Source organism: Kiritimatiellia bacterium (genome assembly GCA_026417735.1).
Lineage (GTDB): Bacteria > Verrucomicrobiota > Kiritimatiellia > PWTM01 > PWTM01 > CAACVY01.
In genome coordinates this window covers 386,149-413,084 of sequence record JAOACR010000009.1, presented here as the reverse complement: position 1 = coordinate 413,084, position 26,936 = coordinate 386,149, and the positions used below count along the sequence as shown (strand labels likewise).

Sequence of the window (26,936 nt, the reverse complement as noted above, 5' to 3'; positions counted from 1 at the left end):
GCGAGCCGTGGGGAGTGGTGCTGTAGGTCGGCCGCGGTTGCGGAGCGCGAAGTGAGCTCGCGTGTTATTGTGCTTGCCGGTGACAACGGCAAATCTTCCGCGAATCTGGCGCGCATTGTCTCTGGCGCTGCCTCAACGCAGGTCGTTTTGTGGACCGTATGCGAAGCCCCAAGGCTGCAGCACCGATCCAGCGGAGCGCCTGTTACTTGTCGCGAATGTAGTCGTAGATGTTGAGGTAATGACGGCCCGGCTCGTTCCAGGAGTAGTCGCAGGCCATCGCTTGGAGCATCACCTGGCGGAACTTGTCGGGGTAGTGATTCCACAGTCCGACCGCGCGCACGAGCGCCGACTCAATGCCGCCGTTGTCAAAGGTCTTGAACGTGTACCCGTTGCGTTGTTCGGGGGGCCGGTCCGAGTGGTCCACATCGAACACTGTGTCGGCGAGGCCGCCGACCTCGCGGACGATCGGAAGGGTTCCGTACTTCATCGCGATCATCTGAGTCAGCCCGCAGGGCTCGAAGAGGCTGGGCACAATCATCAGGTCCGCACCGGCGTACACTAGGTGGGCGAGCTCTTCGTTGTGCGCGAGTTCGAGGTGGGAGTCCGGATTGTCATTGATGCGGCGCTTCAGTTCTTGAAACTCGTGCTGGATCGCTGGGTCGGGGCTTGAGCCGAGCAGCACGAACTGCGCGCCGTTCGCTAGGCACCAGAACAGCGCGTGGCGGATCAGCGGTACGCCCTTCTGGTGGTCGAGCCGACCGATGAACGCGACGATCGGGCAAAAGCGGTCGCGAAGCCAGAGCCGCCGCCGCAGCGCGCCCTTGTTCACGTATTTTTGGTTGATCGTCGCCGGGCCGTATCGCGCCGGTATATGCGGGTCAATCTCCGGGTTCCAGACATCGTAGTCCACGCCGTTCAATACACCGCCGAACTTCTGGTGGTGTTTCCAGAGGGTGTGACCGAGCCCGCACCCCTGCTCGGTGAAGCGGATCTCGTGCGCGTAGCGGGGGGAAACGGTCGTGACGAAGTTCGAGTAGACAATTCCTCCCTTCATCAGGTTCAGCGCGCCGGGGTGGTGATCGTCCTGGAGCCGGTCCGGATGCAGAAAATACTCCGGCCGGCCCAAGCCCACCGACCAGAGCAGGTGGGGGCCCGTGACGCCCTGATGGCGGACGTTGTGCAGAGTGAAGCAGACACGGGGATGCCGCATGCCGATCTTTTCGTAAATCTCGTACAGCAGCACCGGCACCAGCGCGGTCTGCCAATCATGGACGTGGATGATCTCCGGGTGTTTGTTCGCCTTCAGCATGAACTCGAGGGCGGCGCGACAGAAGAATGCAAAGCGCCGGTCGTCGTCGCCCTGTCCGTAGAAGACCCGTCGGTTGAAAAAGTTGTGATGGGAATGCGGGTCAACAAAAAAGCATTTCCGCCCCTCGACGAACCCAAACCAGATGGAGGTGTGGACCGCGCCGCCCTCCCACGGGATCCAGAGGTCCTTCCAGACCTCCTGCAGGCCCCAGATGCGGTCATAGCGCAGGCAGTCGTACTTCGGCAGAATGATTTCGACCGCATTGCCGCGGATCTCCAGCTCGCGGGAGAGACCGTAGACGACATCGGCGAGGCCGCCGACCTTCGCGACCGGCGCGCACTCCGAGGCGATTTGGATGATGAACATGGCCGTCACTCCCTGCCCGGACGAGGGGCGTCGTTCATCGCGGACTCGAACCGTTCCACCGCCTGCCGCCAGCGGCGTCGCGCATAGTCGGGCGCGGTTTGGTGGCAGAGCATAAACATCCAATCCGATGCTTGGGCAAGGAGCAGATGGTCGCGCGCCTCTGTGAGGCGGCCATTCTGCGTATGGGATGAACTGTGGCGTTCGGCGCAATCCAGCCGCAACGCGGCCTGATGGAGCCACGTCCACATCGGCGCGGTGGTTTCGTTCCACCAGCTGGCGTGGCCGCCGCCGTCACCCCAGCTTGACTCGGCCGGCGTCGCACACTGGAGCCAGGGGTAGCGTGCGAGGTAGTCGGACGGCGTGACGAGGGACAGGGCCGGCGTTGCGCTTGCGAGGCGCAACACCTGCTCGAGCCAGAGGGGGCCTTCATGCCACCAGTGTCCGAAGAGCTCCGCATCGAACGCGGCCACCAACAGCGGGGAGCGGTCCATCGCGACCGCGGCGCGGCCCGCGCGGTCCAACGTCCGACGCAGGAAGTCCGCGGCATGTTCGCGGGCTAGTGCGATCGCGCGGTCCGGCTCGTACGGTTGCTTGTCGGCGGTCCGAGCGGTGACGCGGTGGTATTTGATGCCGACCGGCCAGCGGGTGCCGGGCGGCGGGGCGAGTGGTCCGAGCTCTTCGGCGGGACGTTCCCATCCGATGTCGCGATGGTATTCAAGGTACCACGGCGCACCGGGGTAACCGTCGTGCGCGCTCCAGACTGCGCGCGTGAGTTCCGCGTCGCGCGGAAAGACAATCAATCCGCCCGGCGTGACGAGCGGGGCAAAAGTGCCGGCATAGGGACGGCGATCCGCCCAGACGACCGCGTGGGCGTCCACCAGCGTCCAGTTCGCGCCGCCCGCCCGCAGTTCGTCTTCGAGCGAGGGCGTCCATCCCATTTCGGGGAGCCAGAAGCCATCGGCGGGGCGACCCGCCCAGCGCCGGTGCGCGGTCAGGCCCAGGCGAATTTGACGGCTGGCGGCGGAGGGGACGGCGGCCAGCAGCGGCAAATAGCCATGGGTGGCCGCGGTGGTGAACAGCTCGATGCGACCGCGATCGGCGAGGCGGGCCAGCGCCGGTAACAGCCGGCCGTCCCGCTGCTCCAGATCCCGTCGGCGGTGCTCATAGAATGTCTGCCAGCGTCGGGCGAGCCGTTCGAACCGCACATCCCAGCGGTGGCGGCGGGTCTCCTCCGCGGCGAGCTCCGCGAGGGACTGAAGATGTGCGGCGCATCGCCCGATCATGACGGAGTCTTGGAGCATCGCGGCGAGAGTTGGTGAGACGGACAGCGCGACACGGAACGGCACGTTCTCGCGGTCCAGCCGTTCGAACACCTCGAGCAGTGGCAGATAGCTTTGTGCGACGGCTTCAAAGAACCAGCGCTGTTCGAGTCCGCCCCCATCGCGCAGGTCGGGAAGGTGCGCGTGCAGCACGAGCATGAGATGGGCCGGCGGCATCAGATCACTCCCAGCGTGTTGGCGGCGGTAGCGGTCGGCCAACCGACCTCCGGCGGCGGTTGATGCCCGCCCGATGCGCGCCATGCTTGCCCGGCTGTCGCAGCCGGCGCTGGTTCATCGCCATTCGTCGTCCAGTCCGCAGCCGGGCCGGCCTCTCCAACCACCGGAGGTGTCGCGGGGATTGGCGGGAACGACGAGCCCGCTGGCACGGGGTTGGTCGGCAGCGCTGGGCAAACCCGTGCAAACGCTTGCGGCCTTCGGATCCACGTGACGCTGGCCGCCCTTTCCACTTTGCCCATGCGTTGAAGGGCGGCACCGACGGACGCGCCGGAAGGTGCCATCAAGGCTAGCGAGATGTCGACGGCGGGCGCGGCGGGCAGCGGTCGGGCCGGTCCGAGCTGCGCGAGCCGGGTGAACTCCCCCGCCGGGTCGAGCCAGCCGAATTCTCCGTCATAGGTTCCTGGAGCCGCTTCGAGCCGACGAAAACCGGCGGGTGCGGCGCCCAGCAGCGTCAGCGCGCCGCCGGTGGTGGTGGATGGCCCCTCCTGTCGTCGCAGTATTAGTGCGAGGGTGCCGGAGGGACTCGCCGCCCGCAGCTCGGTCCATAGCGTTTCGCCGAGATGCCACTGCAAGGCGAGAGACCCCGGCGCAAACCCCGCCAGCCAGACCATGCCGTTTACTGCAAATGAACCGGAAAATTCGCCGGCGGACATGGCCGTCTCCGGTTGGGAGGCGAGCGGTGATCGCAATGAATCACGCACCGATGATATTCGCGGGCGGCTTCCCGAATCAAGAGAGCGGTCCGCCGGCAGATGCCGGCGTTTCAGGGCGTGTCGAACCACGTGCGATGCTTGTGTAGATCGCGTTTCACCTGCGGGATTCGAATGCGGTGGAGGTGGAAGACCGACGCGCAGCGGATCGAGACGCATCGGGCGTCCGCGTCGAGGACCCCTGCAGTGGAGGCGGCGTCGCGCACGCGGCCGCCCACCCTGAAGAAGATCGTGATGACGTTCGCGACGCGGTGGTCCACCTCCGGCCGCGTCGGACGGTGTTCGACCGTCGCGGCGATGTCCAGTTCGTCGGCGCCGTCCGCGCGGTCGGCGTGCGCGCTCGTCGGGATCGCCCGAATCGTAGAGGCTCATGAATGGGCCCTCTTCACGGCAGATCTGTTCTTGCTGTTGAGACAGGGCATGATGCAGACAGGGCGGTCGGGCGGTGCGGTCATCTCGGCGGGAGCCCATCTGCCGGGCCGTTGGAAAACGCGCCGCGCGCAGCGCCTCAGCGGCGGCGCCGTTCGCGGGCTTCGCGAATGATGTCCTCGGCCAATGCGGCCGGCACCGCCTCGTAGTGCTCGAAATGCATCGTGAAGGTCGCGCGTCCCTGCGTGAGCGTGCGGAGCGCGCCCGCGTAGCCGAACATTTCCGCCAGCGGAACGAGCCCTCGGATGATGCGGGTGTCGCCGCGGGCTTCCATGCCCTCGATGCGGCCGCGTCGTGAACAGATGGAGCCGGTCACGGCGCCCATGTACTCTTCCGGCGTTTCGATTTCGACCGACATCACCGGCTCCAGCAGCTCCGGGCTTGCGCGGCCGTAGAGCTCGACAAACCCCGCCCGGCCCGCCTCCTGAAACGCCTGATCGCTAGAGTCCACCTCGTGGTAGCTGCCGTCGAGCAACGTCACGCGCACATCGACCACCGGATATCCCGCGGCCGGTCCGCTCGCCATCGCCGCGAGCACTCCCTTTTCCACGGCGGGGATATACGCGGCGGGGATCCGCCCGCCCGTCACGCGGTTGACGAACTCGAATCCCTCCCCCGGTGCGGTCGGCTCGATCCGCATCACCACGTGCGCGTACTGACCGCGCCCGCCCGTCTGTTTCACGTGCTTGTAGGAACCCTCCGCGGGCTCGGTGATCGTCTCACGGTAGGCGACCTCCGGCGGGCCAACCTTGGCGGCGACGTTGAACTCGCGTTTCAGTCGATCCACGATGATCTCGAGGTGCAGCTCGCCCATGCCCGAGACGACCGTCTCGTGAGTCTCCGCGTTGTAGCCGACGACGAAGGTCGGGTCTTCGTCCGCGAGGCGGTGCAGCGCCTCGCCGAGGCGGTCCGCATCCGCGCGGCTTTCGGGTGCGATGCTGATCGACATCACCGGCGACGGAAACTCGATCGCTTCCAGGTGAATGGGGTGGTCCACGTGGCAGAGCGTGTCGCCGGTGCGCGTGTCGGCGAGGCCGACCGCCGCGACGATGTCGCCGCAGTGCGCGGACTCGATGGATTCTTGCCGGTTCGCGTGCATGCGGAAAAGCCGGACGATTCGTTGTAGGCGGTCCCGCGAGCTGTTCAGCACCGTTTCGCCGGCGCGGATGCTGCCGGAGTACACGCGCAGATAGGTGAGCTTGCCCATGTGCCGATCCGCGACCACCTTGAACGCGAGGGCGGAGAAGGGGTCGTCGTCGCTGGGGTTGCGCGTGTTCACCTCCGGCTCCCGGGCGCAGATGATGGGCGGAATTTCGTTGGGTGCGGGCAGGCAGCGGATCACTCCGTCGAGCAGCCGCTGGATGCCCTTGTTGCGGAATGCGGAGCCGCAGTAGACAGGCACGACGCGGCGCGCGATCGTCGCCCTTCGGAGAATCGTCTGAATCTCTTGCTCGTTGAGGTCGCCGCGCTCGAGGAAACGGGCGAGCATGGTGTCGTCCTGCTCCGCGCACTTTTCGACGAGATTTGCCCGCCAGCGGCGCGCCTCGTCCAAGTGCTGCGGCGGAATCTCGGTTTCGTAATAGTCGCGCCCGAGAGTTTCTTCCGGGTAGTAGATCGCCTTCATGGTGACCAGATCAATGATGCCGGCGAACCGTTCTTCTGCGCCGATCGGGATCACCACTGGCACCGCGTTCGCGCCCAGTTCTTCCTGGATTTCGTCGAGCACGCGGAAGTAGTCGGCACCGGCCCGGTCCATCTTGTTGATGAAGGCGATCTTCGGCACATTGTACTTTTCGCTCTGGCGCCACACCCGTTCGGACTGCGGTTGCACGCCGCCGACCGCGCAGAACAGCGCGATTGCGCCATCGAGCACTCGCAGCGAGCGTTCGACCTCCATCGTGAAGTCCACATGGCCGGGCGTGTCGATCAATGTGATGCGGTGCCCGCGCCATTCGAACGTGGTGGCGGCCGCGGTGATCGTGATGCCGCGTTCCTGCTCCTGCGGCATCCAGTCGAGCACTGCGGTGCCCTCGTGGACCTCGCCGACCTTGTGGGTCTTGCCGGCATAGTAGAGGATGCGCTCGCTGCAGGTGGTTTTGCCCGCATCGATGTGCGCCATGATGCCGATGTTCCGCACCTTCGACAGTTCGATGGTTCTCATGCGCGTGTTCTGGGTCTCGGGTTCGAGACGAAAAAGGCGAAAGAGTATGCCGGTTCCGCTTGCGGACTGCAACTGGCGGCCGTGTGGGTGGACTGGCGCTTCCGCGCCACGTGTTCATTCAATGCGGCGGGCGGGACGGGCCAGCAGCATGCAGTCGCCGTAGCTGTAGAAGCGATAGCGATGTTCGATGGCGGTATGGTACGCGGCGAGAACGCGGTCGGTGCCTGCGAACGCACACACCAGCATCAGCAGCGTTGAGCGCGGCAGGTGAAAGTTGGTGAGCAGCAGATCCACCACACGAAATTCGTAGGGGGGTCGGATGAACAATGCGGTGCGGCCGGCACCAGGCCGAACGCGCCCGTGCTCGTCGGCGACACTTTCGAGCGCGCGGACCACCGTGGTGCCGATCGCGAGCACGCGGCGGCCTTCGCTCCGCGCCCGGCTTATGGCCTCCGCGGTGGCCTCGGGGATTTCAAAGCGTTCGACGTGCATCGAATGACGAGCGGGGTCCTCCTCGCGCACCGGCCGGAACGTGCCCGGCCCGACGTGCAGCGTGAGCTCGACGATCTGCACCCCACGCTCCCGCAGCGTGCAGAGCAACTCCTCGGTGAAGTGCAGGCCGGCGGTCGGGGCCGCGACCGAACCGGGGCGACGGGCGTACACGGTCTGGTAGCGCTCGCGATCGGCCGGCTCGTCCCGTCCGCGCCGGATGTAGGGTGGCAGCGGTGTATGCCCTTCGTGCTCGAGCAGTTCGAGCACGTCGGCGTCTCCCTCGAGGCGCACCGCGATGGTGCCGTCCGCGAAGCGCCCGTCTTCCACAACCACCACCTGCGTTCCGATCCGTAGCCGGTCGCCCGGCCTCACTGGCCGCCGTGAGCGGACGAGTGCGGTCCACGAGCCGTCATCCCGCGGCTCGATCCAAAGCAGTTCCACACGCCCTCCGGTGGTTTCGCGCCGCGCCCAGGTGCGAGCTGGAATCACACGGGAGTTGTTGACGACCATCACGTCGCCCGGCAGCAGATGGGCCGGTAGCTCGCGGACCAGCCGGTGCGACAGCGCGCCGTCGGCCCCCAGCACGAGCATCCGCGCTGCGTCGCGCGGTTCCACCGGCTGCTGCGCGATCAGCTCGGCCGGCAATGCGTAGTCAAAGTCGGAGGTGCGCGAGGGCGGATTCACATTGCGCAGATCGAACCATTTGGGACCGAGAAAAACAAGATGACGCGGCAACGCGCACGGGACTTCGGGGCACCGCGTACCGCCAAAGGCCGCGCGCCGAATCACAGCCGGACGGAGACATCCCGGCCGAACCGCAAGCGAACTGGCCCCTGGAGTCCGGAGGGCACGAGCGGATCGTTCGCGCCAAATCCCTGATAGATCCGGACGGTGCGCTCACCGGGCTGCAGAGCGACGTTGGTCCGGGTAGTCCGTTTTTCCGGCGGCAGCGAGGCGTCACCGATCAGCCGGTTGACCCACACGTTGGCGACCTCGATTTCGATGTCGTTGGGGCCCGCGCGTAGAAGTCCCGTGAGCTCAACCTCCCAGGGGAAGGTCCAGAGGATGCCCGCGTTCCGGCCGTTCACGGTGACACGGGCGATCACACCCACGCGATGGAGTTCGAGGCGGGCCGGAGAGGAGGCCCGATCTGCATCGAGCTCGATGGTGTGACGGTACGTCGCACGGCCGGAGAAAAACCGCACATTCGGATCGGGATGTTCGGTCCAGTCGGTCAGCCGCTCCATCACCAGCTGCGGCGGCGCGCCCCGGCCCGATTCGAACACAACGGTCCATGGGCCGGTCAGCTCCAGTGGGGGGGGCGTGTTGGGGTTGAGGTGCACGGTATGGCCGTGGCGGAGCGTCCACTCAACGGGCTGAGCGGTCCACACCCGGACTTCGACATGGCCGTTGGTGAGGCTGAGGATCTCGACGTCGGGCGGGGGTGGCTCGTAGGGGGGCAAGCCTCGGGCGGGTTCGCGGAAGACCACAAATGTGCTGCCGTTGGTGGGCAGGCGGAGATGAACGCGTGTTCTGCCGTCGGCCGTGGGGGACCAGCCGTGCGGCGGGCGAATTGTGCCGGTGACGGGGTCCCAGAGTTCGGGGCGGCGACCGGTCACCCGAAAAATCGCGTCGCCGGGGCGGTGACCGGTGAGGAAGTACACGTCCGTCTCCGCATCGGTGCGGTGTGCGAACTCGAAGGGGCCCTCCACATTGGGGGTAACGCCGAGGCGGGCAAACGCGTCGGCGACGGAACTGCGGCGGAACACACGACCTGCACCGAGCCGCACGGGCTCCTCCGGCGACGCTGCGTTCACGGCACCCCACAGCACATCGGCTAGACGGCGCACCTCGGTATCAGCGTCGGGCCAGCCGGCGAGGCTGCTGGAGGCGGTGGGGCGGCGTTGCCCGAGGATGACGGTTGCGCCGCGTTCGGTGAGTTCGAGAATCCGCCGGAGCGGCTCGGGTCGGAGGGTCTCCTGCTCGAGGTCCACGACCAGTGCACGATAGCCGAGCCCCTCCGGCAACCGGAGTCCGCCGTCGACCACGTCGAGGCGCGAGCAGAGCACCTCGATGTTGACGAGGTCATAGGTGTGGCCGGCGGGCGGATGGAGTGTCGCACGTTCGCTCCACTGTGAGCCGCGGCCCCAGTGTTGGTAGGGGTGTTCGCCGATGAACACGGCGAGGTCGGCGACCGGACGGCCGTGGCGCAGCATTGTCTGACAGCGTGCGAGGTACTCGATGAACGGGCGGGCGAACGGCCACCAGGTGACGTTGGGGTTCAGATGGCTGCCGGCGAAATATTCGACGCCCGGCAGACCGAACTCCGGCGGCGAGGCGGTAAAGGTGTGCCAGATCAGGTGGTTGATGCCGTCGCAGAAGGCGATGTCGGCGAGAGGTTTCAGTGCGGCGGGATGCTCTGACCAGTGCTGCACCATGTGGGTGAAGGCTTCTGCGGCGGCCAGCGGTCGGCCGTAGATGTGCGCGGCCATTGCGGCGGGGCGGTTGAACTCGGGCGGTCGACCGATGGCGCGCCCGCCGGTGAACCAGAATTCGCCCTGCGGCATGTCGGTGCGCCCGAGAAAGGCGAGCTGATCGGCGCGCGCAAAGGTGGGGAGACGCCGGTTCCACGGGCCGCCGGATTCGGCATGCCATTTGAGACCCACGGCGTGGCAGCGATGCTGCAGTTCGCCGTAGAAGTTGTTCATCATCAGTTCGGCGAGCGTTGCGTGATAATCGTTCACAAAGCGGCGCGCGGCCTCGGATCCGCCGACCTCGAACCCGGCGAGCACCGGTAGCCACGGACGAAGAGCGTAACCGCGAGCATTTCGAAACTGTTCTTCGAAACGGGCGGTCCAGGTCGGCGCGGCACCTTCCCAGCTCACGCTGTAGAAATGAGTGAGGGTGCGACCCGCCAGCGGCCCGGCGTCTTTCAACAGCTCACCGCCGAGGCGCTCGAAGTGCCGCCGCACCGCGTCGGCGTCGAGCACGTCCACGTCGAACGGAGTGACGAGTTGACCGTGGTGAACGGGGTCGCCGACGGCCAGAACGGAGGCGAAACGGATCACCGCCCATCGGCCGGGAGGGATTTCCCAGGTGAGGCGTCCTTCGGCGTCGTGCTTGTCGGTCAGGTCGAGCGGCTCGCCGGCCACCGGGGTGGGCGCGTTGGTGGCGGGGAGATCGGAGCGCCAATGGGGCGGCCAAGCGGGCGCTGGATGTGCGTGCACGGCCGGTGGTTCCGGTGGGGAGCTCTCGCGGAGGCGCACCGCGAGCAGCGCGATTTCCACCGCGCCTTCGCCCGGGATGGCCGGAAGCCGGCAGTCGAGCCGGGCGGGGCCGACGACTTCGGTGCCGGTCCAGATCAGCTTCTTTGGGGCGTCCGCGCCGGCGGTCGTGGGCCCCATCAGCGCGCCGGCGCACATGCTGAGATTGATGCTGACTTCAAGGCCGAGCCGGTCCGCCTCGCGCAGCGCATGTCTCATCAGTTCCCGCCAGCGTGCGCTCATATAGGGTGTGCGTTCGGGGGGCGGTGGCACGACGGCCTCATGGTAGCCGCGCACGTCAAACTGCAGCAGACCGCCAAAGCCGGCCCATTTCATCGCCTCGAGATCGCGCGTGATCGTCTCTTCGTCCACGTTGCCCTTGAGCCACCACCAGTAGGCCCATGGCCGATGTTCGCGCGGAGGTGAGCGGAAGCGCGCTTCGAGCGGCGGGGCGGAGGAAGCAACGGCAGCAACGCTCCATAGGAGCGCGGCGACAACGGTTGGGTTCATCAGGCGGCTCCTGTCAAGGGTGCGGGCAAGGCGCGGGTCATCGAGATATTCCGGAGATGGGTTCCCAAGTGCGAAAAGCGAGCGCGGCGGTGGGACAGGCGCGAACTGCTTCGTCCGCCGCGGCACCCAGCCCCGCGTCCAGGCCATTGTTGAACGCGGGCGCGACCTGTTGTTCGTAACCGCGGCGCTGGAACGTCATCGTGCCGCGAGATCGCGCGGCGAGACGCACGCAGATGCCGCAGTGGATGCACTTGCCCGGTTCGTAGACCAGGCGCGGATGGTCTCGGCGCAGGATAACAGGGGGGCGCGCGGTGGCCGCGAAGCGGGCGGGGGATGCGCGATACTCGTCGGCAAGGCGGCGCAGGCGGCAGCTGCGGGCTTTGCGGCAGTCGCAGCCGAGGCAGCGGCGCGCATCCGCGGCGGCGCGATCGTCCAGCGCGGTACCGCTCTCCGTGTCCGGCCAGCCGGGCGAGGCAGGCGAGGCATCGGGCAGCCATTGTGCCACTTCGCTGGGGTGGAGAGGACCGATGCGGCTGTCGAATCGGACGGGCCAGGGGGGGGCCGGGCGCAGCTCGAGCCAGACGAGGACCGCCTCTGCGGCAAGACGACCATCCGCCACCGCGCGTACCGCCAAGCGCATCGGTTGAACCATCGCGCCCGCTGCGAACACACCGCGTCGCGAGGTTTGCCGGGTGTTCGCATCCGCGCGGACGCCGCGGGGTCCACTCTCGAGGCCGAGCGCGGCGATGGAGCGCGCGTCCAGCGCACCGCAAGCGAGCACGACCGCATCGGCGTTTTCGATCCAGCGATCGAGCGCGCCCGGTTCGAGCACGTCGGCGCCCGGTTCGAACCGAATGCCGGCGGCGAGCACCTCGCGGATTTCCGCGTCGAGAACGTGGGCCGGCAGCCGATCGGACACCGCCGGATCGCGCAGCGCGCCTCCCGGCTGGAGGGCGCGATCGCGCAAGGTCACCTCGACGCCGGCGCGACGGAGAAACGCAGCAGCAGCGAGGCCGGCGGGTCCGGCACCGACAACCGTCACGCGGGCTGTGCGCGGCGATGTGGCGGCGGGGCGCTGCCGGGCGCCGGCCAGTTCCGGCGATTCGCCGAGCCGCCGGTGCAGCTCGCGGATCGGCAACGCAGCATCGTGCTGGGCGCGTCGGCAGCTTCGTTCGCAGGGGGCGGGGCAGATGCGGCCGAGCGCGGCGGGCAGCACAAGATCCTCCGCGGCGAGACGGGCGGCTTGGGCCCATGCACCGCGGGCGGCGTCGCGCAGCAGCTCGGGGATACGCAGGTGCGCCGGGCAGGCGCGCCGGCAGGGCGCTTCGCAGTCGCCGACGTGTTCACTCAGCAGCAGCTCGAGCACACGGCGCCGGGCCGCACGGACTTCGTCGGACGAGGCGTCCACCTCCATGCCGTCGGTGGCCGGGTACGAGCAGGCGGGGAGCAGGCGGCCGCCCGACAGTTCGCGCACTGCGCAGACCATACAGGAGGTGTAGTGAGGAAGACCGTCGCGGTGGCAAAGGGTTGGCACACGGATGCCCAGTGCGCGGGTCGCCTCCAGAAGCGTGGCGCCATCGGGCAGCTCGACCGCCCGGCCATCCACGATCACACGCACGCTCATCGCTCCGCCGCTCCGGGGGCCGACGCCGTTTGCCGGGGCACAATCCGGATCGCACCTGTCGGACAGGCAGTCCGGCACAGATCGCACCGCACACACAAACCACCGTCAATCACATGGCGGCGCATCGGGTCCGGCCGGATCGCCACGACGGGGCAGACCTGTGCGCAGCGGGTGCAGCCGATGCACTCGGCGCCGACCTCGTACGCGATGAGGTGCACGCAGCGGCCGGCAGGGCAAATGCCGCGCAGGTGCGCCTCGTACTCGTCGCGGAAGTAGCGCAGCGTCGTCAGCACCGGGTTGGGCGCGGTTCGACCCAGGCCGCAGAGGCTCTGGCGGCGGGTGGTCTCGGCGAGCTCCTCCAGTCGCGCGAGGTCGTCCGGCGCCGCGCGCCCTTCGCAGAGGCGGTCGAGGATGTCGAGCATGCGGCGGGTGCCGATGCGGCAGGGGGTGCACTTCCCGCACGACTCGCGGCAGGTGAAGGAGAGAAAATAGCGCGCGACGTCCACCATGCAGTCGGTGTCGTCGAGCACGACGAGCCCTCCGCTGCCCATCATGGCGCCCACTTCGGTGAGCGCCTCGTAGTCAACGGGCGTGTCGCCGAGCGTCGCGGGCACGCAACCACCGGACGGCCCGCCGACCTGCACTGCTTTCCACGGGCGCCCGTTTGCGGCGCCGCCGCCGATCTCCTCGATGATCTCGCGCAGCGTCATGCCCATCGGCACCTCGATCAGGCCGCCCCGCGCCACCTTGCCGGCCAGCGCGAACACCTTGGTGCCCTTGCTGTGGGCGGTGCCGATCGCCGCGAACGCGGCGGGTCCGTGCCGCAGAATCCAAGGCACCATCGCGAGCGTCTCGCAGTTGTTGACGAGCGTCGGCGCGCCACGGAAGCCGCGTTGTGCAGGGAACGGAGGGCGCAGCACGGGCGAGCCTCGGCGACCCTGAATGGACTCGATCAGCGCGGTCTCCTCCCCACAGACGAACGCGCCGCCGCCCTGCACAATCCGCAATTCGAGGGACACCCCGGAACGCAGAATGTCCGGCCCGAGCACGCCAGCGTCGCGCAGCCGGTCGATTGCGGCCTGCACGCGTCGCACCGCGAGCGGATACTCCTCACGAATGTAGAGGATACCTTCCCGCGCGCCAACCGCCCAGGCGGCGATGATCATCCCTTCGAGCACACGATAGGGATAGGACTCGAAGAGCATGCGGTCCATGAACGCGCCGGGGTCGCCCTCGTCGCCGTTACAGATGATGTAGCGGTCACCGGCCGGTGCGTCGCGCACCGCGCGCCACTTTCGGCCGGTGGGAAATCCGGCGCCGCCGCGGCCGCGGAGGCCGGCGGCCTCGATCGCGGCGATCACTTCATCCGGAGAACGGCGGGCGAGGCAGTCCTCCAGCGCGCGCAGGCCGCCGCCGGCGCGGTACTGATCCAGATCCAGCGGATGGAGCGCACCGCACGCCTCGGTGGCGATATGAAGCTGGCGGCATAGGAACGCTTGGACGGGCCCGTCACGGGGGTCGAGCACGGGGGCTGGCCCCACCGCCCCCCGCCCCCGTCCGAGCCACTCGTCCAATGCGTCCGCCGTCTGCGCCCGCCAGCGACGCCATCGCCCGGGGCTGAAGTGGCGGCGCACGATCGCTTCGACATCCGCGGCGCGGACCCGCTCGTAGCGCACGGGTTCGGCGCCGGGGCGCACGACTTCGAGGAGGGGCGTACGGTGGCACATCCCGACGCATCCGACCGGCCGGATGCGGATCGGTACGCCGAGCGATCGCACCGCCGTGCGCAGCGCTGATTCGACCGCCGCACTGCCGCCGGCGATGCAGCAGGAGCCCAGACCAATCCGGATCTCTCCGGCGGCTTCGGGCGGGTCGATCGGCGTGGCCTCGGCGAGGGGGTCCCCCTCGCGGTCGGCCGGTCGGGCGGTAAAATCATCCAGCATCTCGCGGATGTTGTCCGCGGTGCGATGGCCGTAGGTGACGCGGTCGAGCATCACCACTGGCGCCAGCGTGCAACAGCCCAGACAGGCGACCTTGCGAACAGTGAACTCACCGGCGGCGTCCGTGTCCTCCCCCGCTGGCAGTCGGAGTTCGCGCGCAATCGCCTCGTAGACCCGTTCCGCGCCCTTCACGTGGCATGCGGTCCCGACGCATACGCAGATCGAATGTCGTCCTGCGGGCCGATGTCGCAGCTGCGGATAGAAGGTCGCGACGCTCCACAGGTCCGCGGGACGGATTTCGGTGATTTCACAGATTCGGCGCAGCACTGCCTCGGGCAGATAACCGAAGCGCGCCTGCACCGCCTGCAGCAGCGGCAGCGCCTGCTCGGGGGAACGACCGATCGCGTTGACGATGCGGTCGACTTCGCTCAGGTCGGGTGGAGCGGCGGGTGGACGCTGGGCGGCCCGGGTCATGGCGCGGTGGGGGCGGTCGTTGCCTCTTCGATGGCGATCAGCCGGTGTCGAGTACGCAGGTAGAGACGGTCGCCCGCAAGTGCGGGCGTTGCGCCGCACTCCTCGCCCACCGGGTTCTCGGCGATCAGCTCGAACTGGCGCGCAGCACGCACCACCCGTGCGCGACCCGCGCGATCGAGCAAGTAGATCGCCTCACCCGCCGCCACTGGCGAGGCGTAGAACCCTTCCTCCCATTCTTGGCTCCACAACTTTTCGCCGGTTGCCGCATCGCGCGCGGTGACGATCCCCGAGCTGGCCGCCAAAACGACCAGCCCGCGCCAGACCAGCGGAGAGGCGACGTCCGGGAGATCCTCGTCGGTCTCCCAGAGTACGCGGCCGTCGACGTCGTCGGCCGCGACGAACCGCGTGTTGTCATTGCCCGCATACCAACGACCGTCCGCAAACGCGGGAGAGGTGCCGATCTCCGCCTCAAGCTCGGGGACGCGCCACAGCTCGCGCCCGTCCGCCCAGTCGTAGACCGCGAAGAACGGCTGTGCGAGCACCCCGATTCGAAGCCGGCCGTTGTGTTCTGCGGCGACCGGCGTGGACCAGCCGGGCCGAACGTCCCGGCGGGTTTCCCAAATCGTGCGGCCGGTGGCCCCGTCCAGCGCCAGCAGTCGGCCGCCGGTTTCGTCGTCGAACTGGACGATCAGGCGACCGCGCACTGCGATCGGAGAGGAGGAGTGGCCGTAGGGATTTTTCGGCGAGCCGAGATGGCGGGCCCACAGGCGGCGGCCCTCAAGGTCGCAGGCGATGAGATCGCCGGTGCCAAACATTGCGTACACGCGCAGGCCGTCGGTGGTGGGTGTTGGTGCGGCCAGACCCACTTCCTCGCTGGTCTTGGGCGGGGTGCGGGGGGATCCGGGCACATCGCGCGCCTCATGCCGCCAGAGCAGTCGGCCGGTGTCCGCGCAGAACGCGTAGAGTTCGGCGGTGGAGGTGTCCGCGCCGGTGAGAAAGACGCGGCTGTTCCAGAAGATTGGGGAACTGAATCCGGGCCGTGGCACCTCGATGCTCCATCGGACGTTGCGGCCGGTGGGTACATCCCAACGGGTGGGGGCGGGCCTGTCGCGGCCGCCGCGGCCGAAATGGCCGCGAAAGGAGGGCCACGCCTCGGCCAGTGCGGAGTCCTCGGGGAGTGCCGGCTGGTTCGTCGTGGGTGGGGGGGCGACGTCGCCGGGGGCCCCTGCCGGCCGCGCGCGGAGCGTACGGGCGGCCGCGGCACCGCCGGCGATCAGCAACGCGAGGTAGGCGGCCACGGCGCGGCGGGCCGCCCGCGCTTCGCGTTCGCCGACATCGGGGGTTGGCAACGGCGCGGGGGGCGGCGCGACGCGCGGCTCGAGCCAGCGCGCGCCCGCGATCGCACCGAGGATCAGCGCCGCACCAATCCACAGCAGGCGGCCGGCCTGCTCCGCGAGCGTTTGCGCGGAGAAAAATGCTCGGCGTGCCAGCAGGTCGAGACGTCGCGCTTCGGCGACGAGATCAGCGTTGGCCGGTTGCGACTGTGCGGCGCGGATCGCTTCAAGCCGCAGCGGCGAGTTCAACGGGTCCGCCCGACGCAGTTGCACGCAGTTGAGCAGCGCGACTGCTCCGGCGACCGCGCAGACGAAACCGGCACCGAAGAGCAGACCGCGCAGCGCGGCGGCGAGCGTGCGGCTGGCGGGAGTGCGGTCGGCGCTCATGCGGTTTTCTCTACGGGTTTCCGATCGGACCGTCGAGCCGGCCGAGCCGGACGTACTCACGGGGGCAATGCGCGAAGCACCGGCCGCAGCTGAGGCATTCGCCGCGGTCCGGCACCCAGTCGCGACGGTCGCTGCGCCGCAGCGAGGCGACGATGCGCGTGACGCCGACCAGGCCGACGAAACCGCCGGCCCAAAGGCCCGCGGAGGCGAGCCTTCCGCGGGCGGTGGCGGCCGCGGTGGTCGCCGTCTCGCGAGGGGCGCCGGAGAGGCGGAACGCGCGGGTTTCCCAAGTGAGGTCGGGCGTGCCGGCGGCCTCTTCGGCGAGCAGCTGCGCCTCAAGCGTGACGGCAGGGTGAACGTGTGGGGCGAGCGCCAGCAGCACTGTGCGCCCCGCGCCGGCGGCTGCTGCGATCAGAAGCGGCGCGAGGCTCAGCGCGCGAACGAGCGCACGGCGCGCGGCGGCGCGGTCCGGATGGGGCGGCTCGGGGGCGCGGATCGCATCGAATGGACAGGAGGTCTCGCAGAGCCGGCACTCGATGCATTCGTCCGGGGTGATGGTGAGGTGGCGGCGGGCAAGGCGCGAGCACCATCCCAGCAGCACGCCGTAGGGGCAGAAATATCGGCAGTAGGGCCGAGCCACGACGGTGCCGAGCACCAGCAACGCGATGCCGGTGGCGATCATGCCGGCCGAACCGCTGCGCCGGTAGAGCGGAACGAAGGGGTCGTAGCGGCAGATCCAGAAGCCTGCGCCGGCGAAGGTGAGCGCCAGGCCGAACGCGAGCACGGTGGGGCCCAGCATCGCGAGCGCGCGGTTCAGCGGTCGCGGCAGCCGCACCGGCCGCAGGACCACCAGGTCCTGGAGTGCGCCGAGCGGACACACCGCCGCGCAAAAGACCCGTCCCCAGCACAGTGCCGCCATCAGCGGCAGTGCGAAGATCAGCGCGGTGGTCAGCGGGATTGCATGGGTACGGTCAGCGAGCGCAAGCGCGACGTTCTGGATTGAGCCCACCGGGCAGATGCAGCCCTGGCGGACCAGACCGAACCATACGAGCGCGCCGATGGAGAGCGCCCACAGGCCCCGGCGCGAGCGCGCGCGCAGCGCTAGCCATGCGGCGGCGACCAACGCGGTGGCCAGCAACCCGACGTCCGCCCACTCACGTGCGGCGGAGCGTGCGGGCAGAGGGGGGCGATAGACGGGCTGAGTGTAGCCGGACTTGAAATCTGGTTTTGGGAACCGTTGCTCCGCGGCGACTGCGATCGCGGTGACAAGCAGCACCGCGATACTGATCCGCCGGGTCGTGCGGAGACGATACTCACGCATGCGCCGGGGGCTCCGGGTTTGTCCACGCGGCGCCGGCCGGCCCGAATTCGGCCTTCATCCGGTTCCACGCCCTCAGCGGAACGCGCTCGATCGCCTGTGCGGGACAGCGGCGTGCGATCGCACACTCATTGCACTGCGCGCAGCGGTCATGGAGGATCTGAAGCTGCAGGGAGCCGTTGCCGAAAGTGTTACAGCCCTTCACGCACTTGCCGCAGCCGGTACACAGCTGTTCGATGATCGAGTACTCGTAGTATGGCGGCTCAATGAAACGGCGACGGATCGCGCCGGTCGGGCACATCTGATTTTCCGCGGCGCTGTTGAGCTCCGCCGCGCCAGGGTCGAAATAGCCGAAACAGAACCGGCAGTACCCGCACATCGCGTAGGTGTGCACGCATTTCACCGCGGACGGTGTCAGCACACAGTTCGTCATGCAGCGACCGCACTGGATGCACTTGTGAGGGTCGATCTGCCATACCATGCGGTCGCGGGAGGCGGCACCGCGCGCGGCTGCGCCGGCGAGTGTGGCGACCGCAAATCCGGCGGCGGCGGCCGCGCCGCGCAGCAAGAACTGCCGGCGGTCAGAGGTCGGCGACGATGGAGAGTCGGAGTTCATCGAAGGGGTGCTGCTCGCTGCGCACATCGTTGTGGACTGATTCGACAGTTGGCCGCCCAGGGGCAGTGGGCGCAGCCGCTGGCCGCGTCCGGCGCGGTCGCCGGCGTGAAGGAGCGCGCGGCGCGGCCAACTATGGCCACAATCGCCGCCCCGGCGCCGAGGCGGGCGACGTTGCGAAGCCACTCGCGCCGCGATCTGGCCGATGTGGAGGGCTCCGGTCTCATGGCGCCCCCGTTTTTGCGCGGCGCGCGAACACCCGCACCGCCCGCCGGGCAGGATCGGCGACGTAGAGCCGGCCGGCCGCATCCGATGCCAGGTCTAGGCCGACCGTGTCCGGCGCAAACTGGTCCGGTGCCGCGGCGACGCTCTCCAGCGAACCGTCGGCACGGTAGACTTTCACGCGCACGATGCCCTTTTCCGCGGTGGCGACCGAGCCATCGGGCAGGAGGACAATGTCGGTTGGGTTGCAGCAGCCACAAAAGCCCTCGAGGTCCATACCCGGGCGTCCCCAACTGCGAAGGCGGCGGCCGTCGGCGGTCCATAGCTCTACGCGGAGCTCACCGGGATTGACGATCCAGGCCGAGTCGGGTCCGGCCGGTGCGACGTCGAAGTGCGGGCTGGGGATCACGAAGCCGTGGGCGTCTGCGCCGCGGACCTGCGCGCGCAGCGTGCCGGTCCGGTCGAACACCCACACGATCCGTTCGCCAGCGTCGGCAAGCCAGACGTTGCCCGTGGTCACTGCGATCGAGGTGATCCGGCTGGAGATGGAAAGGGGGGGGCCTTCTTCGGGGTCGCCGCCGGGGGGAAACGCGATCCATCCACGGTCGCGGGCGATCCACAGCTGACCGTCCGGTCCGAAGGTAGCGGCGCGGCCGGCGTCGGGCAGTTCGGTGCGGGTGTCGCGCTCCGGTGGTTCGCCGAGAGTGCCGCGGATCAGCGTTCGACCGGCCACGATCGCGAATCGGTCGTCCGTTGCGATTGCGATGGCCGTCAGGTGGGACAGATTGGTGCGCAGAGGTGATTGCTCGTACCAGCGGCGCCACTGCGGAGGCACCGTTTTGAGCGGATCCAGGTTCAGCGTGAAGGCGGGACCAGGGTCCTCGCGTGCCACCGTGGTGACCGCCGTGATCGCGGCGAGCGCCGCATACAACGCGATCGAGGGCAGGGTGTTCATCGGCGCCGCAAGTCCAGGCACACCAACCGCGTCGATTCCCGCGCCAGCAGACGGCCATCCACCAGCGCCATCGGACCCCAGGAATCCCGGGCGTTCGGCAGCACGGTGGCGCGGGCCAGCTCGTGGTAGCCATCCGCCGTCGCGCGCACCATCGTCAACGTACCCTCGTCATCCATCACCAGCAACCGGTCGTCCGCCGCGGCGATCAGCAGTGGTCCGAGTCCGAACCGTCGCTGCGGACCGCTCGACCACACGAGCCGGCCGCCGAGATCATAGCAGACCAGTTGCCGCCGCAGCGCGCCGCCGTCGTTGGGCATCACCGCGAAGAGATGGTCGCGATGGAACAGCGGCGTCTGCTGTTCCGATCCGAACGTGGTTTTGTCCGCTCGCCAGACCAGCTCGGCGCGAAAGCGGTCGCCGTCGGGCCGCAGCTGGAACAGTGCGCTGCCGGCACCGTAACCGGCAGTGATCAGCACTCGGCCGCCAGGCAGCGGCAGCGCGGAGGGCGCCTGCACGCTGGTGCGCCACTCGGAGGTTTTCCAGAGGATGCGGCCGACCTGCGGCCCGTCGGCGGCGACGCCAACGAGCCCGCCGAGCGCCGGATACACATACATGCGTCGGCCGTTAAACTCCATGGGGATCACCGACCCATGGGACATTGACCATCCGTCCTCGTTGGGCGTCTCCCACACCACCCGCCCGGAGGTGACCTCGACCCCCAGCATCAGCACGCGGCCGGCGGGCGCCAGCACCGCAACCTCTCCGTCGAGCAGCGGGCACTGGGCGGTATACCAGAGCGGTTCCTTCGCACCCTGCTCGCGCACCAGGTCCATTCCCCACAGAAACTCCCCGCTAAAGGCGTCGACGCACAGCACGTGGCAGCGAGGGCCGATTGAAACCACCACCCGCTCGGAGACCGCCGGCACCGTGCGCGAGATGCCGTGGTTGCGGCGGATGTCGACCGCATAGAACCGTCGCCAGATCTCGCGCCCGTCATCCAGCGAGAGGCAGCGCAGCACGTCGCCGCGGCGTTCTTCGTCGTAGTCGAGCAGGTAAACGCGGCCGTGCCGCACCGCCGGACCTGCATGGCCGTCGCCGACGGCCACCTGCCAGAGCACGGGCGGTCCGTTGGAGGGCCACCGAGCCGCCAATGGAACTGGCTCGCGCGAGATGCCATCGGCCAACGGTCCCCGGAACCGGGGCCACATAGAGGTCACCACGGAGGGGGTTCCGGGCCCCGCGGAAAAGCTGCCACGCAGATCCACCGTCGGCGCGGTGGCCGGCGGCGTTTCGGGTTCCGGTAGGCGCTCGGCGAGCTCGAACGGCGGTTCGCGGCGGAGCCAGTCCGCGATCCCCCACAGACCGGCGGCGATCACCAGCGCCGCCGTTGCGGTGGCGACGGCCAGCGGACGCAATTCCCGATCGGACGCCATGCGGTGTCAACCGGATGCCGAAGGTCGGTACCGCGCCGCACGCTATCGGGCTGCCGCCACAACGTCAAACCGCGCGGCTCCTTCGTGCTTCAGCGGGAGAAATGGAGGCGCGGATCGGAATCGAACCGATGCATAGAGGTTTTGCAGACCTCCGCCTTACCACTTGGCTACCGCGCCACCGTCGCGGCGGGCCCGCAGGCCCCAAAGACAGTTTCATCATACCCCGCGGCTGACCAGCCGGCAAGCGAGTGGTCGCCGTGAGCCGGCCGGCGGAGCGTGAGGGGAGGCACGCTGGAACTCGCCGGCGGCTACGGCGCCATTTCGTTGCGGCGACGCTTTGTGGTGTGATAAGTTGCAGCCGGCGGACGGGCCATCGCATCGGAGCACCAATCATGGAACGACTGTTCGGAACGGACGGAATCCGCGGGCGGGCAAACTATCACCCGATCACACCGGAGGTCGCGCTGCAGGTCGGGAAAGCGATCGCGCATGTGTTTGGTGCTTCCGGGCATGGAAGTCGCCGCGCGGTGCTGGGGAAGGACACGCGGCTGTCGGGCTACATGCTGGAAACGGCGCTGACGAGCGGGCTGGTCTCGATGGGGATGGACGTGTTTCTGGTGGGCGTGTTGCCGACGCCGGCGGTGGCGCATCTGACCCGCTCGATGGCGGCGACGGTGGGCATCATGCTGACCGCCTCGCACAATCCCTACGACGACAACGGGATCAAGATTTTCGATGGCGAGGGGTTCAAGCTCTCCGATGACCTCGAGCTGCAGATTGAGCGCCACGTGGTGAACGGTGATCTGACCGCGGAGCACATTCGCAGCGACACGATGGGAAAGGCGTACCGGATTGAGGACGCGAGGGGCCGTTACATTGAGTTCGCGAAGGGGACGGTCGGCCATCAGAACCTGTCGGGGCTGCACGTCGTGCTGGACTGCAGCAATGGCGCGGCGTATCGGATCGGGCCGTGGATCTTCGAGGAGCTGGGGGCGCGAGTGACGAAGGCCTATGCCTCGCCCGACGGCTACAACATCAACAACGGCTGTGGTGCGCTACACCCGGAGACGGTTGGCCAGCTGGTGCGGCAGCACAAGGCGGACGTGGGTATTGCGCTCGATGGCGACGCGGACCGCGTGATTTTCACCGATAGTGCGGGCGAGGTGGTGGATGGCGACCGGATTCTGGCAATGTGCGCGCTGGACTTCCATTCTCGCGGGCGGTTGGCGCGCGAGACGCTTGTCGTGACGACGATGAGCAATCTCGGGCTGCACGCGGCCATGGCCGAGCGTGGCATCCGGGTGGTCACGACGAACGTGGGCGACCGCCAGGTGATCGAGGCCATGCGGGCCGGCGGCTACAACCTGGGCGGCGAGAAATCCGGTCATGTGATTTTTATGGACCATGCGACGACCGGAGACGGCATCATCACCGCGCTGCAAGTCTTGCGGCTGATGAAAACGACTGGCCAGCCGCTGCGGGAGCTGGCCGGCTGCATGGTCGAGTATCCGCAGAAGCTGGTGAGTCTGCCGGTCCGCGCGCGCCCGCCGTTGGAGACGGTATCCGGCTTGAGCCAGCGGCTTGACGAGGCACGCCGTGCGCTGGGCACCAACGGCCGTGTGGTGGTGCGCTACTCCGGCACGGAGCCCAAGGTGCGGGTGCTTGTCGAGGGCCCCAGCGCCGAGGCCGTGCAGGAGTGGTGTGGTCGCATTGTGGAGCTGCTGAAACAAGAGATCGGCGCCTGAAGGTCGAGCCGGAGGACGGGCACACATGTGCGGGATTGTGGGTTATGCGGGGCCGCGGCCGGCTCCGGAGACACTGATCGGAAATCTGCGGCGGCTGGAGTATCGAGGGTATGACTCCGCCGGCATCGCGGTGGTGACGGACGGCGCGCTGCAGTGGCTGAAGCTGCCCGGGAAGGTGCAGGCGCTGGCGGAGCGTGTCGCCGCGGAATGGCCCGGCACCCCCGCCGAGCGGGCCGCGTGCGGCATCGCGCACACGCGTTGGGCGACCCACGGACCGCCGACCGAAGCCAACGCGCATCCGCACTTCGATGCGAGCGGGCGGCTCGCGCTCGTGCACAATGGCATCATCGAGAACTACGCGGAGCTGCGCCGCCAGCTCGAGGCGCGCGGCCACACCTTCCGGTCCGACACCGACACCGAGGTGCTCGCCCATTTGCTCGGCAGTCTGGGGTTTGCGCAGGACCCGATCGGCGCGCTGTGTGCGGCACTGCGGCAGGTGGAGGGCACGCTTGGTATCGCGGTCGTGCACGCGGATCACCCGGGTCGTATCTGGGTGGCGCGGCGCGGCAGCCCGATTGTGATCGGCGTCGGCGACGACGAAACGTTGGTCGCCAGCGATGCGGCCGCGATCGTCGCACACACGAACCGCGTGATCTATCTCGACGATGACGACATTGCGGAGCTCGCCGCGGGCTCCATCGATGTGCGGACGGTGCAGAATACGCCGGTCTCGAGGGCGGTGTCGCAGGTGGACTGGGATGTGCGCGCGGCGGAGAAGGGCGGGTTCGAGCACTTCATGCTGAAGGAGATCTTCGAGCAGCCGGAGTCGCTGGAAAACTCCCTTCGCGGGCGTCTGGATGTGAGCGCAGGCACCGCAAAGCTCGGCGGTCTGGCGATGACGCCGCGGGAGATCGCGGACGTGCAGCGCGTGGTGCTGGTCGCCTGCGGCACGTCGTTGCATGCCGGCATGGTGGGCCGGTTGTATTTCGAGGATCTCGCGGACCTGCCGGCGTCGGTGGAGCAAGCCGCGGAGTTTCGGTATCGCAATCCGATTCTGACCCCGCGCGATCTGGTGGTGGCGATCAGTCAGTCCGGGGAGACCGCCGATACGCTCGCCGCGGTGCGGGAGGCGCGGCAGAAGGGCGCGGCGCTCTGCGGGATCTGCAACGTGGTGGGCTCGACGATCGCGCGGGAGACCGGGCGCGGGGTGTACCTGCATGCGGGGCCGGAGATCGGCGTGGCCTCGACGAAGGCGTTTACCTCGCAGGTCGCGGTGTTGCTGATGATGGCGTTGAAATTTGGACGCTGTCGGCGGCTCTCCCGGGAGGCCGGCTTGGACATCATTGCGCATCTGCGTGCGCTGCCGGCGCTGGTGCGCCGGGTCCTGCAGCGCAACGAGGCGATTGCGGCGGTCGCCGCCGAGATCGCCGATGCGCGCGACGCGTTCTACATCGGGCGCGGTCTGCTCTATCCCGTCGCGCTGGAGGGGGCACTGAAACTGAAGGAGATCAGCTATCTCCACGCGGAGGGCTATCATGCGGCGGAGCTGAAGCACGGACCGATCGCGTTGCTGGAGCCGTCGGTGCCGGTGGTGGCGCTCGCGTTGGACGTGCCGGGCCGCGACAAGATGATCGGCAACATTCAGGAGTGCCGCGCGCGTGGCGCGCCGGTGGTCGCGGTGGTCACCGAGGGCGACGACACAGTTCCGGCGATGTCCACGCACACGATCGCCCTGCCGCGCTGCGCGCCGTTGGTGGCGCCGGTGGTCGCCGCGGTCGCGATGCAGCTGCTCGCCTACCATGTGGCCCGGCGGCGCGGCTGCGAAATCGACCAGCCGCGCAACCTCGCAAAGAGCGTTACCGTGGAATAGCTCTCGCCCGACGCGCCGCCCGCCGCCGGGAGCCGCTCCTTGTTCGGCGGCGGAGGCTCGAGTAGGCTTCGGCCGACATGCTGCCACTGCGCGACGAAAACCCGACCGTTCACACTTCGGTGGCGATGGTGCTGATCGTGGCGGCGAACCTGGCCGCCTGGATCTTCGTGCAGGGGCTCGGTGCGCCGGAACCGCTGGTGCGTTCGATCTGCTCCTGGGGAGTGATCCCGGGCGAGCTGCTCGGCACGGTGCGGCCGGGCACGATGATCCCGATTTCGCGCGAGTTCGTGTGCGTGATCGAGGACCATGCGAACTGGTGGACGTTGCTGACCTCGATGTTTCTGCACGGCAGCTGGCTGCATCTGCTCGGCAACATGTGGTTTCTTTGGATTTTCGGCGACAACGTCGAGGACGCGATGGGGCCGGTGCGGTTCACGATCTTTTATCTGCTTTGCGGTCTGGCGGCCGCCGCCGCGCAGATCCTCTCCAACCCCGCCAGTCCGGTGCCGATGGTCGGTGCGTCCGGTGCGATCGGTGGGGTGATGGGGGCGTACGCGATGTTGTTCCCGACGCGGCCGGTGCAGACGCTGATACTCTTCGGGTTCTGGGCGCGGGTGGTCGTGATGCCGGCGATCGTGATGCTCGGCTATTGGTTTCTTTTGCAGCTGCTCGGAACGTTGTTTTCGGTGGGACCGGCGTCGGGCGGCGTCGCGTTCTGGGCGCACGTGGGCGGGTTCCTCGCCGGCGTTGGGCTGGTGCGGTTATTTTGCGACCCGCGGCGTCTGGCCGCCTGTCGCCGACGCCGGCGAGCGGCGGTGTGGTGGTGAGTCGGCTGCGGTTGACCGGCCGCCGTCCTCTGCACACACTCGCGCACGATGCCGCGCCCGCGACGAACCTCAGACCGGCCCGACTGGGACGAGTACTTCATTGACATTGCGCATGTGGTTGCGCGCCGCAGCAACTGCCGCCGGCGGCGCGTGGCGGCGCTCATCGTCTGCGACCGGCGGATTGTCTCCACCGGCTACAACGGCACACCGCGCGGCGTGCCGAATTGCATGGACGGCGGGTGCGCGCGCTGCGCCTCCACGACGGCCAGCGGCGAGCGCCTGGGCGACTGCATTTGCGCGCACGCGGAGGAGAACGCGATCGTGCAGGCCGCCTATCACGGCATCGCGGTGCGCGGCGGAACGCTCTACTGTACGACCAGCCCCTGCCTGATGTGCTGCAAAATGATCATCAATGCCGGCATCCGCGAGGTGGTGTACGAGGAAGAATACTCATTCTCCGACGCGGCGCGCCGGCTGCTGGAGATCGCCGGTGTCACCGTTCGCCGCTACCGGCGGGCGCGGCGCCGCGCGGATTGATTAGCGAGCCGCCGGCGGCCGTAACAGGTCGTTGTCAATCAAACGGGCGGAGGGGAAACGTACCGCGATCGCCGCCAGCACGGGACGATCCACCCAGGCGACCGGCTCGAGCGTCTCGCTGTCCACGATCTCGATGTAGTCGGGCTCTGCGGACGGCGCGAGCCGTCGGATTGTCGCGTCCATCGCAGCGCGAAGCACTGCGGGGTCCCGCTCGCCGGCCGCGACGCGGCCCGCCGCCTCCTCCAACGCACGCCGCAGCGCGATGGCCTGCCGGCGTTCGTCGGGGGTCAAGTACTCGTTCCGCGAGCTCATCGCCAGCCCGTCCGGTTCCCGCACGGTCGGAGCGGCAACAATCTCCACCGGCAGGTTGAGATCGCGGACGATGCGCCGGACCACGCGCAGCTGCTGGGCGTCCTTTTCGCCAAACACGGCCACATGGGGCTGGGTGAGCATGAAGAGCTTCACCACCACTGTGCCGACGCCGCGGAAGTGGCCGGGGCGGCGGGCGCCACAGAGCCCGCGCGACAGCGCGGTCTCTTCGACCCAGACACTGTGGTCGGGCGCGTACATCGCCGCCACGTCGGGCGCGAACAGCACGTCCACACCGTCCGCCTCGCAGATTGCGCGGTCGCGCTCGAAGTTCCGCGGGTACCGCGCGAAGTCCTCGCCGGGACCGAACTGGGTCGGGTTCACGAACAGGGTGACGACGAGTCGGTCCGCCCGCCCGCGCGCGAGCCGGATCAGCGAGCGGTGGCCGTCGTGCAGCGCACCCATCGTGGGGACCACCGCGATCCGCCGACCCTCCGCCCGCCAGGCGAGCGCGCTCTGCTGCATCTGCGCCGGATCGCGGATCACCTCCAT

18 protein-coding genes, 1 tRNA gene and 1 pseudogene are annotated in these 26,936 nt (G+C 68.5%); 4 read left to right on the top strand and 16 right to left on the bottom strand.

The window, feature by feature from the left end; all coding sequences use genetic code 11:
- Positions 1-202: 202 nt before the first annotated feature.
- From N2652_05375 to N2652_05305, 15 genes and pseudogenes are all read right to left on the bottom strand, one after another.
- Positions 203-1,678: pseudogene (locus N2652_05375) on the bottom strand (glycogen synthase).
- A 2-nt stretch (positions 1,679-1,680) separates the two neighbouring features.
- Positions 1,681-3,171: a DUF1957 domain-containing protein gene (locus tag N2652_05370; protein ID MCX7818624.1), complete on the bottom strand. Its 1,491-nt coding sequence runs from the start codon at positions 3,169-3,171 to the stop codon at positions 1,681-1,683.
- Positions 3,171-3,884, bottom strand: a complete 714-nt coding sequence (locus N2652_05365; protein ID MCX7818623.1) for a hypothetical protein — start codon at positions 3,882-3,884, stop codon at positions 3,171-3,173. Before N2652_05365 ends, N2652_05370 begins: the two co-directional genes overlap by 1 nt.
- A gap of 110 nt (positions 3,885-3,994) precedes the next feature.
- Positions 3,995-4,201, bottom strand: coding sequence for a hypothetical protein (locus tag N2652_05360; GenBank protein MCX7818622.1), 207 nt, complete (start codon positions 4,199-4,201; stop codon positions 3,995-3,997).
- 248 nt (positions 4,202-4,449) lie between these two features.
- Entirely contained in the window at positions 4,450-6,531 is a 2,082-nt protein-coding gene (gene fusA / locus N2652_05355) for an elongation factor G (GenBank protein MCX7818621.1), read from the bottom strand.
- Positions 6,532-6,645: 114 nt separating this feature from the next.
- Positions 6,646-7,707, bottom strand: coding sequence for a tRNA preQ1(34) S-adenosylmethionine ribosyltransferase-isomerase QueA (gene queA / locus N2652_05350; GenBank protein ID MCX7818620.1), 1,062 nt, complete (start codon positions 7,705-7,707; stop codon positions 6,646-6,648).
- A gap of 101 nt (positions 7,708-7,808) precedes the next feature.
- Positions 7,809-10,796 carry a glycosyl hydrolase gene (locus tag N2652_05345; GenBank protein ID MCX7818619.1) on the bottom strand — a complete coding sequence of 996 codons (2,988 nt, stop codon included), beginning with the start codon at positions 10,794-10,796 and terminating at the stop codon, positions 7,809-7,811.
- Positions 10,797-10,833: 37 nt separating this feature from the next.
- Positions 10,834-12,420 carry a 2Fe-2S iron-sulfur cluster-binding protein gene (locus N2652_05340; GenBank protein MCX7818618.1) on the bottom strand — a complete coding sequence of 529 codons (1,587 nt, stop codon included), beginning with the start codon at positions 12,418-12,420 and terminating at the stop codon, positions 10,834-10,836.
- Positions 12,417-14,834: an NAD(P)H-dependent oxidoreductase subunit E gene (locus tag N2652_05335; GenBank protein ID MCX7818617.1), complete on the bottom strand. Its 2,418-nt coding sequence runs from the start codon at positions 14,832-14,834 to the stop codon at positions 12,417-12,419. Before N2652_05335 ends, N2652_05340 begins: the two co-directional genes overlap by 4 nt.
- Positions 14,831-16,555 (bottom strand): PQQ-binding-like beta-propeller repeat protein, encoded by a 1,725-nt coding sequence (locus N2652_05330; GenBank protein ID MCX7818616.1) that lies wholly within the window; start codon positions 16,553-16,555, stop codon positions 14,831-14,833. Before N2652_05330 ends, N2652_05335 begins: the two co-directional genes overlap by 4 nt.
- A 10-nt stretch (positions 16,556-16,565) precedes the next feature.
- On the bottom strand, positions 16,566-17,876 hold the full coding sequence (locus N2652_05325) for a 4Fe-4S binding protein (protein ID MCX7818615.1): 1,311 nt from the start codon (positions 17,874-17,876) through the stop codon (positions 16,566-16,568).
- Positions 17,869-18,489, bottom strand: a complete 621-nt coding sequence (locus N2652_05320) for a ferredoxin (protein MCX7818614.1) — start codon at positions 18,487-18,489, stop codon at positions 17,869-17,871. The genes N2652_05325 and N2652_05320 overlap by 8 nt, the downstream gene beginning before the upstream one ends.
- Before the next feature lie 220 nt (positions 18,490-18,709).
- Positions 18,710-19,663: a hypothetical protein gene (locus tag N2652_05315; protein MCX7818613.1), complete on the bottom strand. Its 954-nt coding sequence runs from the start codon at positions 19,661-19,663 to the stop codon at positions 18,710-18,712.
- Positions 19,660-21,096: a PQQ-like beta-propeller repeat protein gene (locus N2652_05310; protein MCX7818612.1), complete on the bottom strand. Its 1,437-nt coding sequence runs from the start codon at positions 21,094-21,096 to the stop codon at positions 19,660-19,662. Before N2652_05310 ends, N2652_05315 begins: the two co-directional genes overlap by 4 nt.
- 102 nt (positions 21,097-21,198) lie before the next feature.
- A tRNA-Cys gene (locus N2652_05305) sits at positions 21,199-21,273 on the bottom strand.
- A gap of 215 nt (positions 21,274-21,488) precedes the next feature.
- On the opposite strand from N2652_05305, the gene glmM reads away from it, so the two are divergent.
- The 4 genes from glmM to N2652_05285 all read left to right on the top strand — a co-directional run bounded on the left by glmM (position 21,489) and on the right by N2652_05285 (position 26,075).
- Positions 21,489-22,841, top strand: coding sequence for a phosphoglucosamine mutase (gene glmM / locus N2652_05300; protein MCX7818611.1), 1,353 nt, complete (start codon positions 21,489-21,491; stop codon positions 22,839-22,841).
- 25 nt (positions 22,842-22,866) lie between these two features.
- Positions 22,867-24,711 (top strand): glutamine--fructose-6-phosphate transaminase (isomerizing), encoded by a 1,845-nt coding sequence (gene glmS / locus N2652_05295; protein MCX7818610.1) that lies wholly within the window; start codon positions 22,867-22,869, stop codon positions 24,709-24,711.
- A gap of 77 nt (positions 24,712-24,788) precedes the next feature.
- Positions 24,789-25,538, top strand: a complete 750-nt coding sequence (locus N2652_05290; protein ID MCX7818609.1) for a rhomboid family intramembrane serine protease — start codon at positions 24,789-24,791, stop codon at positions 25,536-25,538.
- A gap of 48 nt (positions 25,539-25,586) precedes the next feature.
- The gene (locus N2652_05285) at positions 25,587-26,075 is read left to right on the top strand and encodes a dCMP deaminase family protein (protein MCX7818608.1); all 489 of its coding nucleotides are present in this window, start codon (positions 25,587-25,589) and stop codon (positions 26,073-26,075) included.
- Here N2652_05285 and panC read toward each other — a convergent pair whose 3' ends face one another.
- Positions 26,076-26,936, bottom strand: a complete 861-nt coding sequence (panC, locus tag N2652_05280) for a pantoate--beta-alanine ligase (GenBank protein ID MCX7818607.1) — start codon at positions 26,934-26,936, stop codon at positions 26,076-26,078.

Coding starts and splice junctions, on each gene's coding strand:
- glmM (MCX7818611.1), top strand. CDS start 21,489: ATGGAACGACTGTTCGGAACGGACGGAATCCGCGGGCGGGCAAACTAT.
- N2652_05340 (MCX7818618.1), bottom strand. CDS start 12,420: ATGAGCGTGCGTGTGATCGTGGATGGCCGGGCGGTCGAGCTGCCCGAT.
- N2652_05315 (MCX7818613.1), bottom strand. CDS start 19,663: ATGAACACCCTGCCCTCGATCGCGTTGTATGCGGCGCTCGCCGCGATC.
- panC (MCX7818607.1), bottom strand. CDS start 26,936: ATGGAGGTGATCCGCGATCCGGCGCAGATGCAGCAGAGCGCGCTCGCC.
- N2652_05345 (MCX7818619.1), bottom strand. CDS start 10,796: ATGAACCCAACCGTTGTCGCCGCGCTCCTATGGAGCGTTGCTGCCGTT.
- N2652_05325 (MCX7818615.1), bottom strand. CDS start 17,876: ATGCGTGAGTATCGTCTCCGCACGACCCGGCGGATCAGTATCGCGGTG.
- fusA (MCX7818621.1), bottom strand. CDS start 6,531: ATGAGAACCATCGAACTGTCGAAGGTGCGGAACATCGGCATCATGGCG.
- glmS (MCX7818610.1), top strand. CDS start 22,867: ATGTGCGGGATTGTGGGTTATGCGGGGCCGCGGCCGGCTCCGGAGACA.
- N2652_05330 (MCX7818616.1), bottom strand. CDS start 16,555: ATGAGCGCCGACCGCACTCCCGCCAGCCGCACGCTCGCCGCCGCGCTG.
- N2652_05365 (MCX7818623.1), bottom strand. CDS start 3,884: ATGTCCGCCGGCGAATTTTCCGGTTCATTTGCAGTAAACGGCATGGTC.
- N2652_05310 (MCX7818612.1), bottom strand. CDS start 21,096: ATGGCGTCCGATCGGGAATTGCGTCCGCTGGCCGTCGCCACCGCAACG.
- N2652_05370 (MCX7818624.1), bottom strand. CDS start 3,171: ATGCCGCCGGCCCATCTCATGCTCGTGCTGCACGCGCACCTTCCCGAC.
- N2652_05335 (MCX7818617.1), bottom strand. CDS start 14,834: ATGACCCGGGCCGCCCAGCGTCCACCCGCCGCTCCACCCGACCTGAGC.
- N2652_05320 (MCX7818614.1), bottom strand. CDS start 18,489: ATGAACTCCGACTCTCCATCGTCGCCGACCTCTGACCGCCGGCAGTTC.
- N2652_05290 (MCX7818609.1), top strand. CDS start 24,789: ATGCTGCCACTGCGCGACGAAAACCCGACCGTTCACACTTCGGTGGCG.
- N2652_05285 (MCX7818608.1), top strand. CDS start 25,587: ATGCCGCGCCCGCGACGAACCTCAGACCGGCCCGACTGGGACGAGTAC.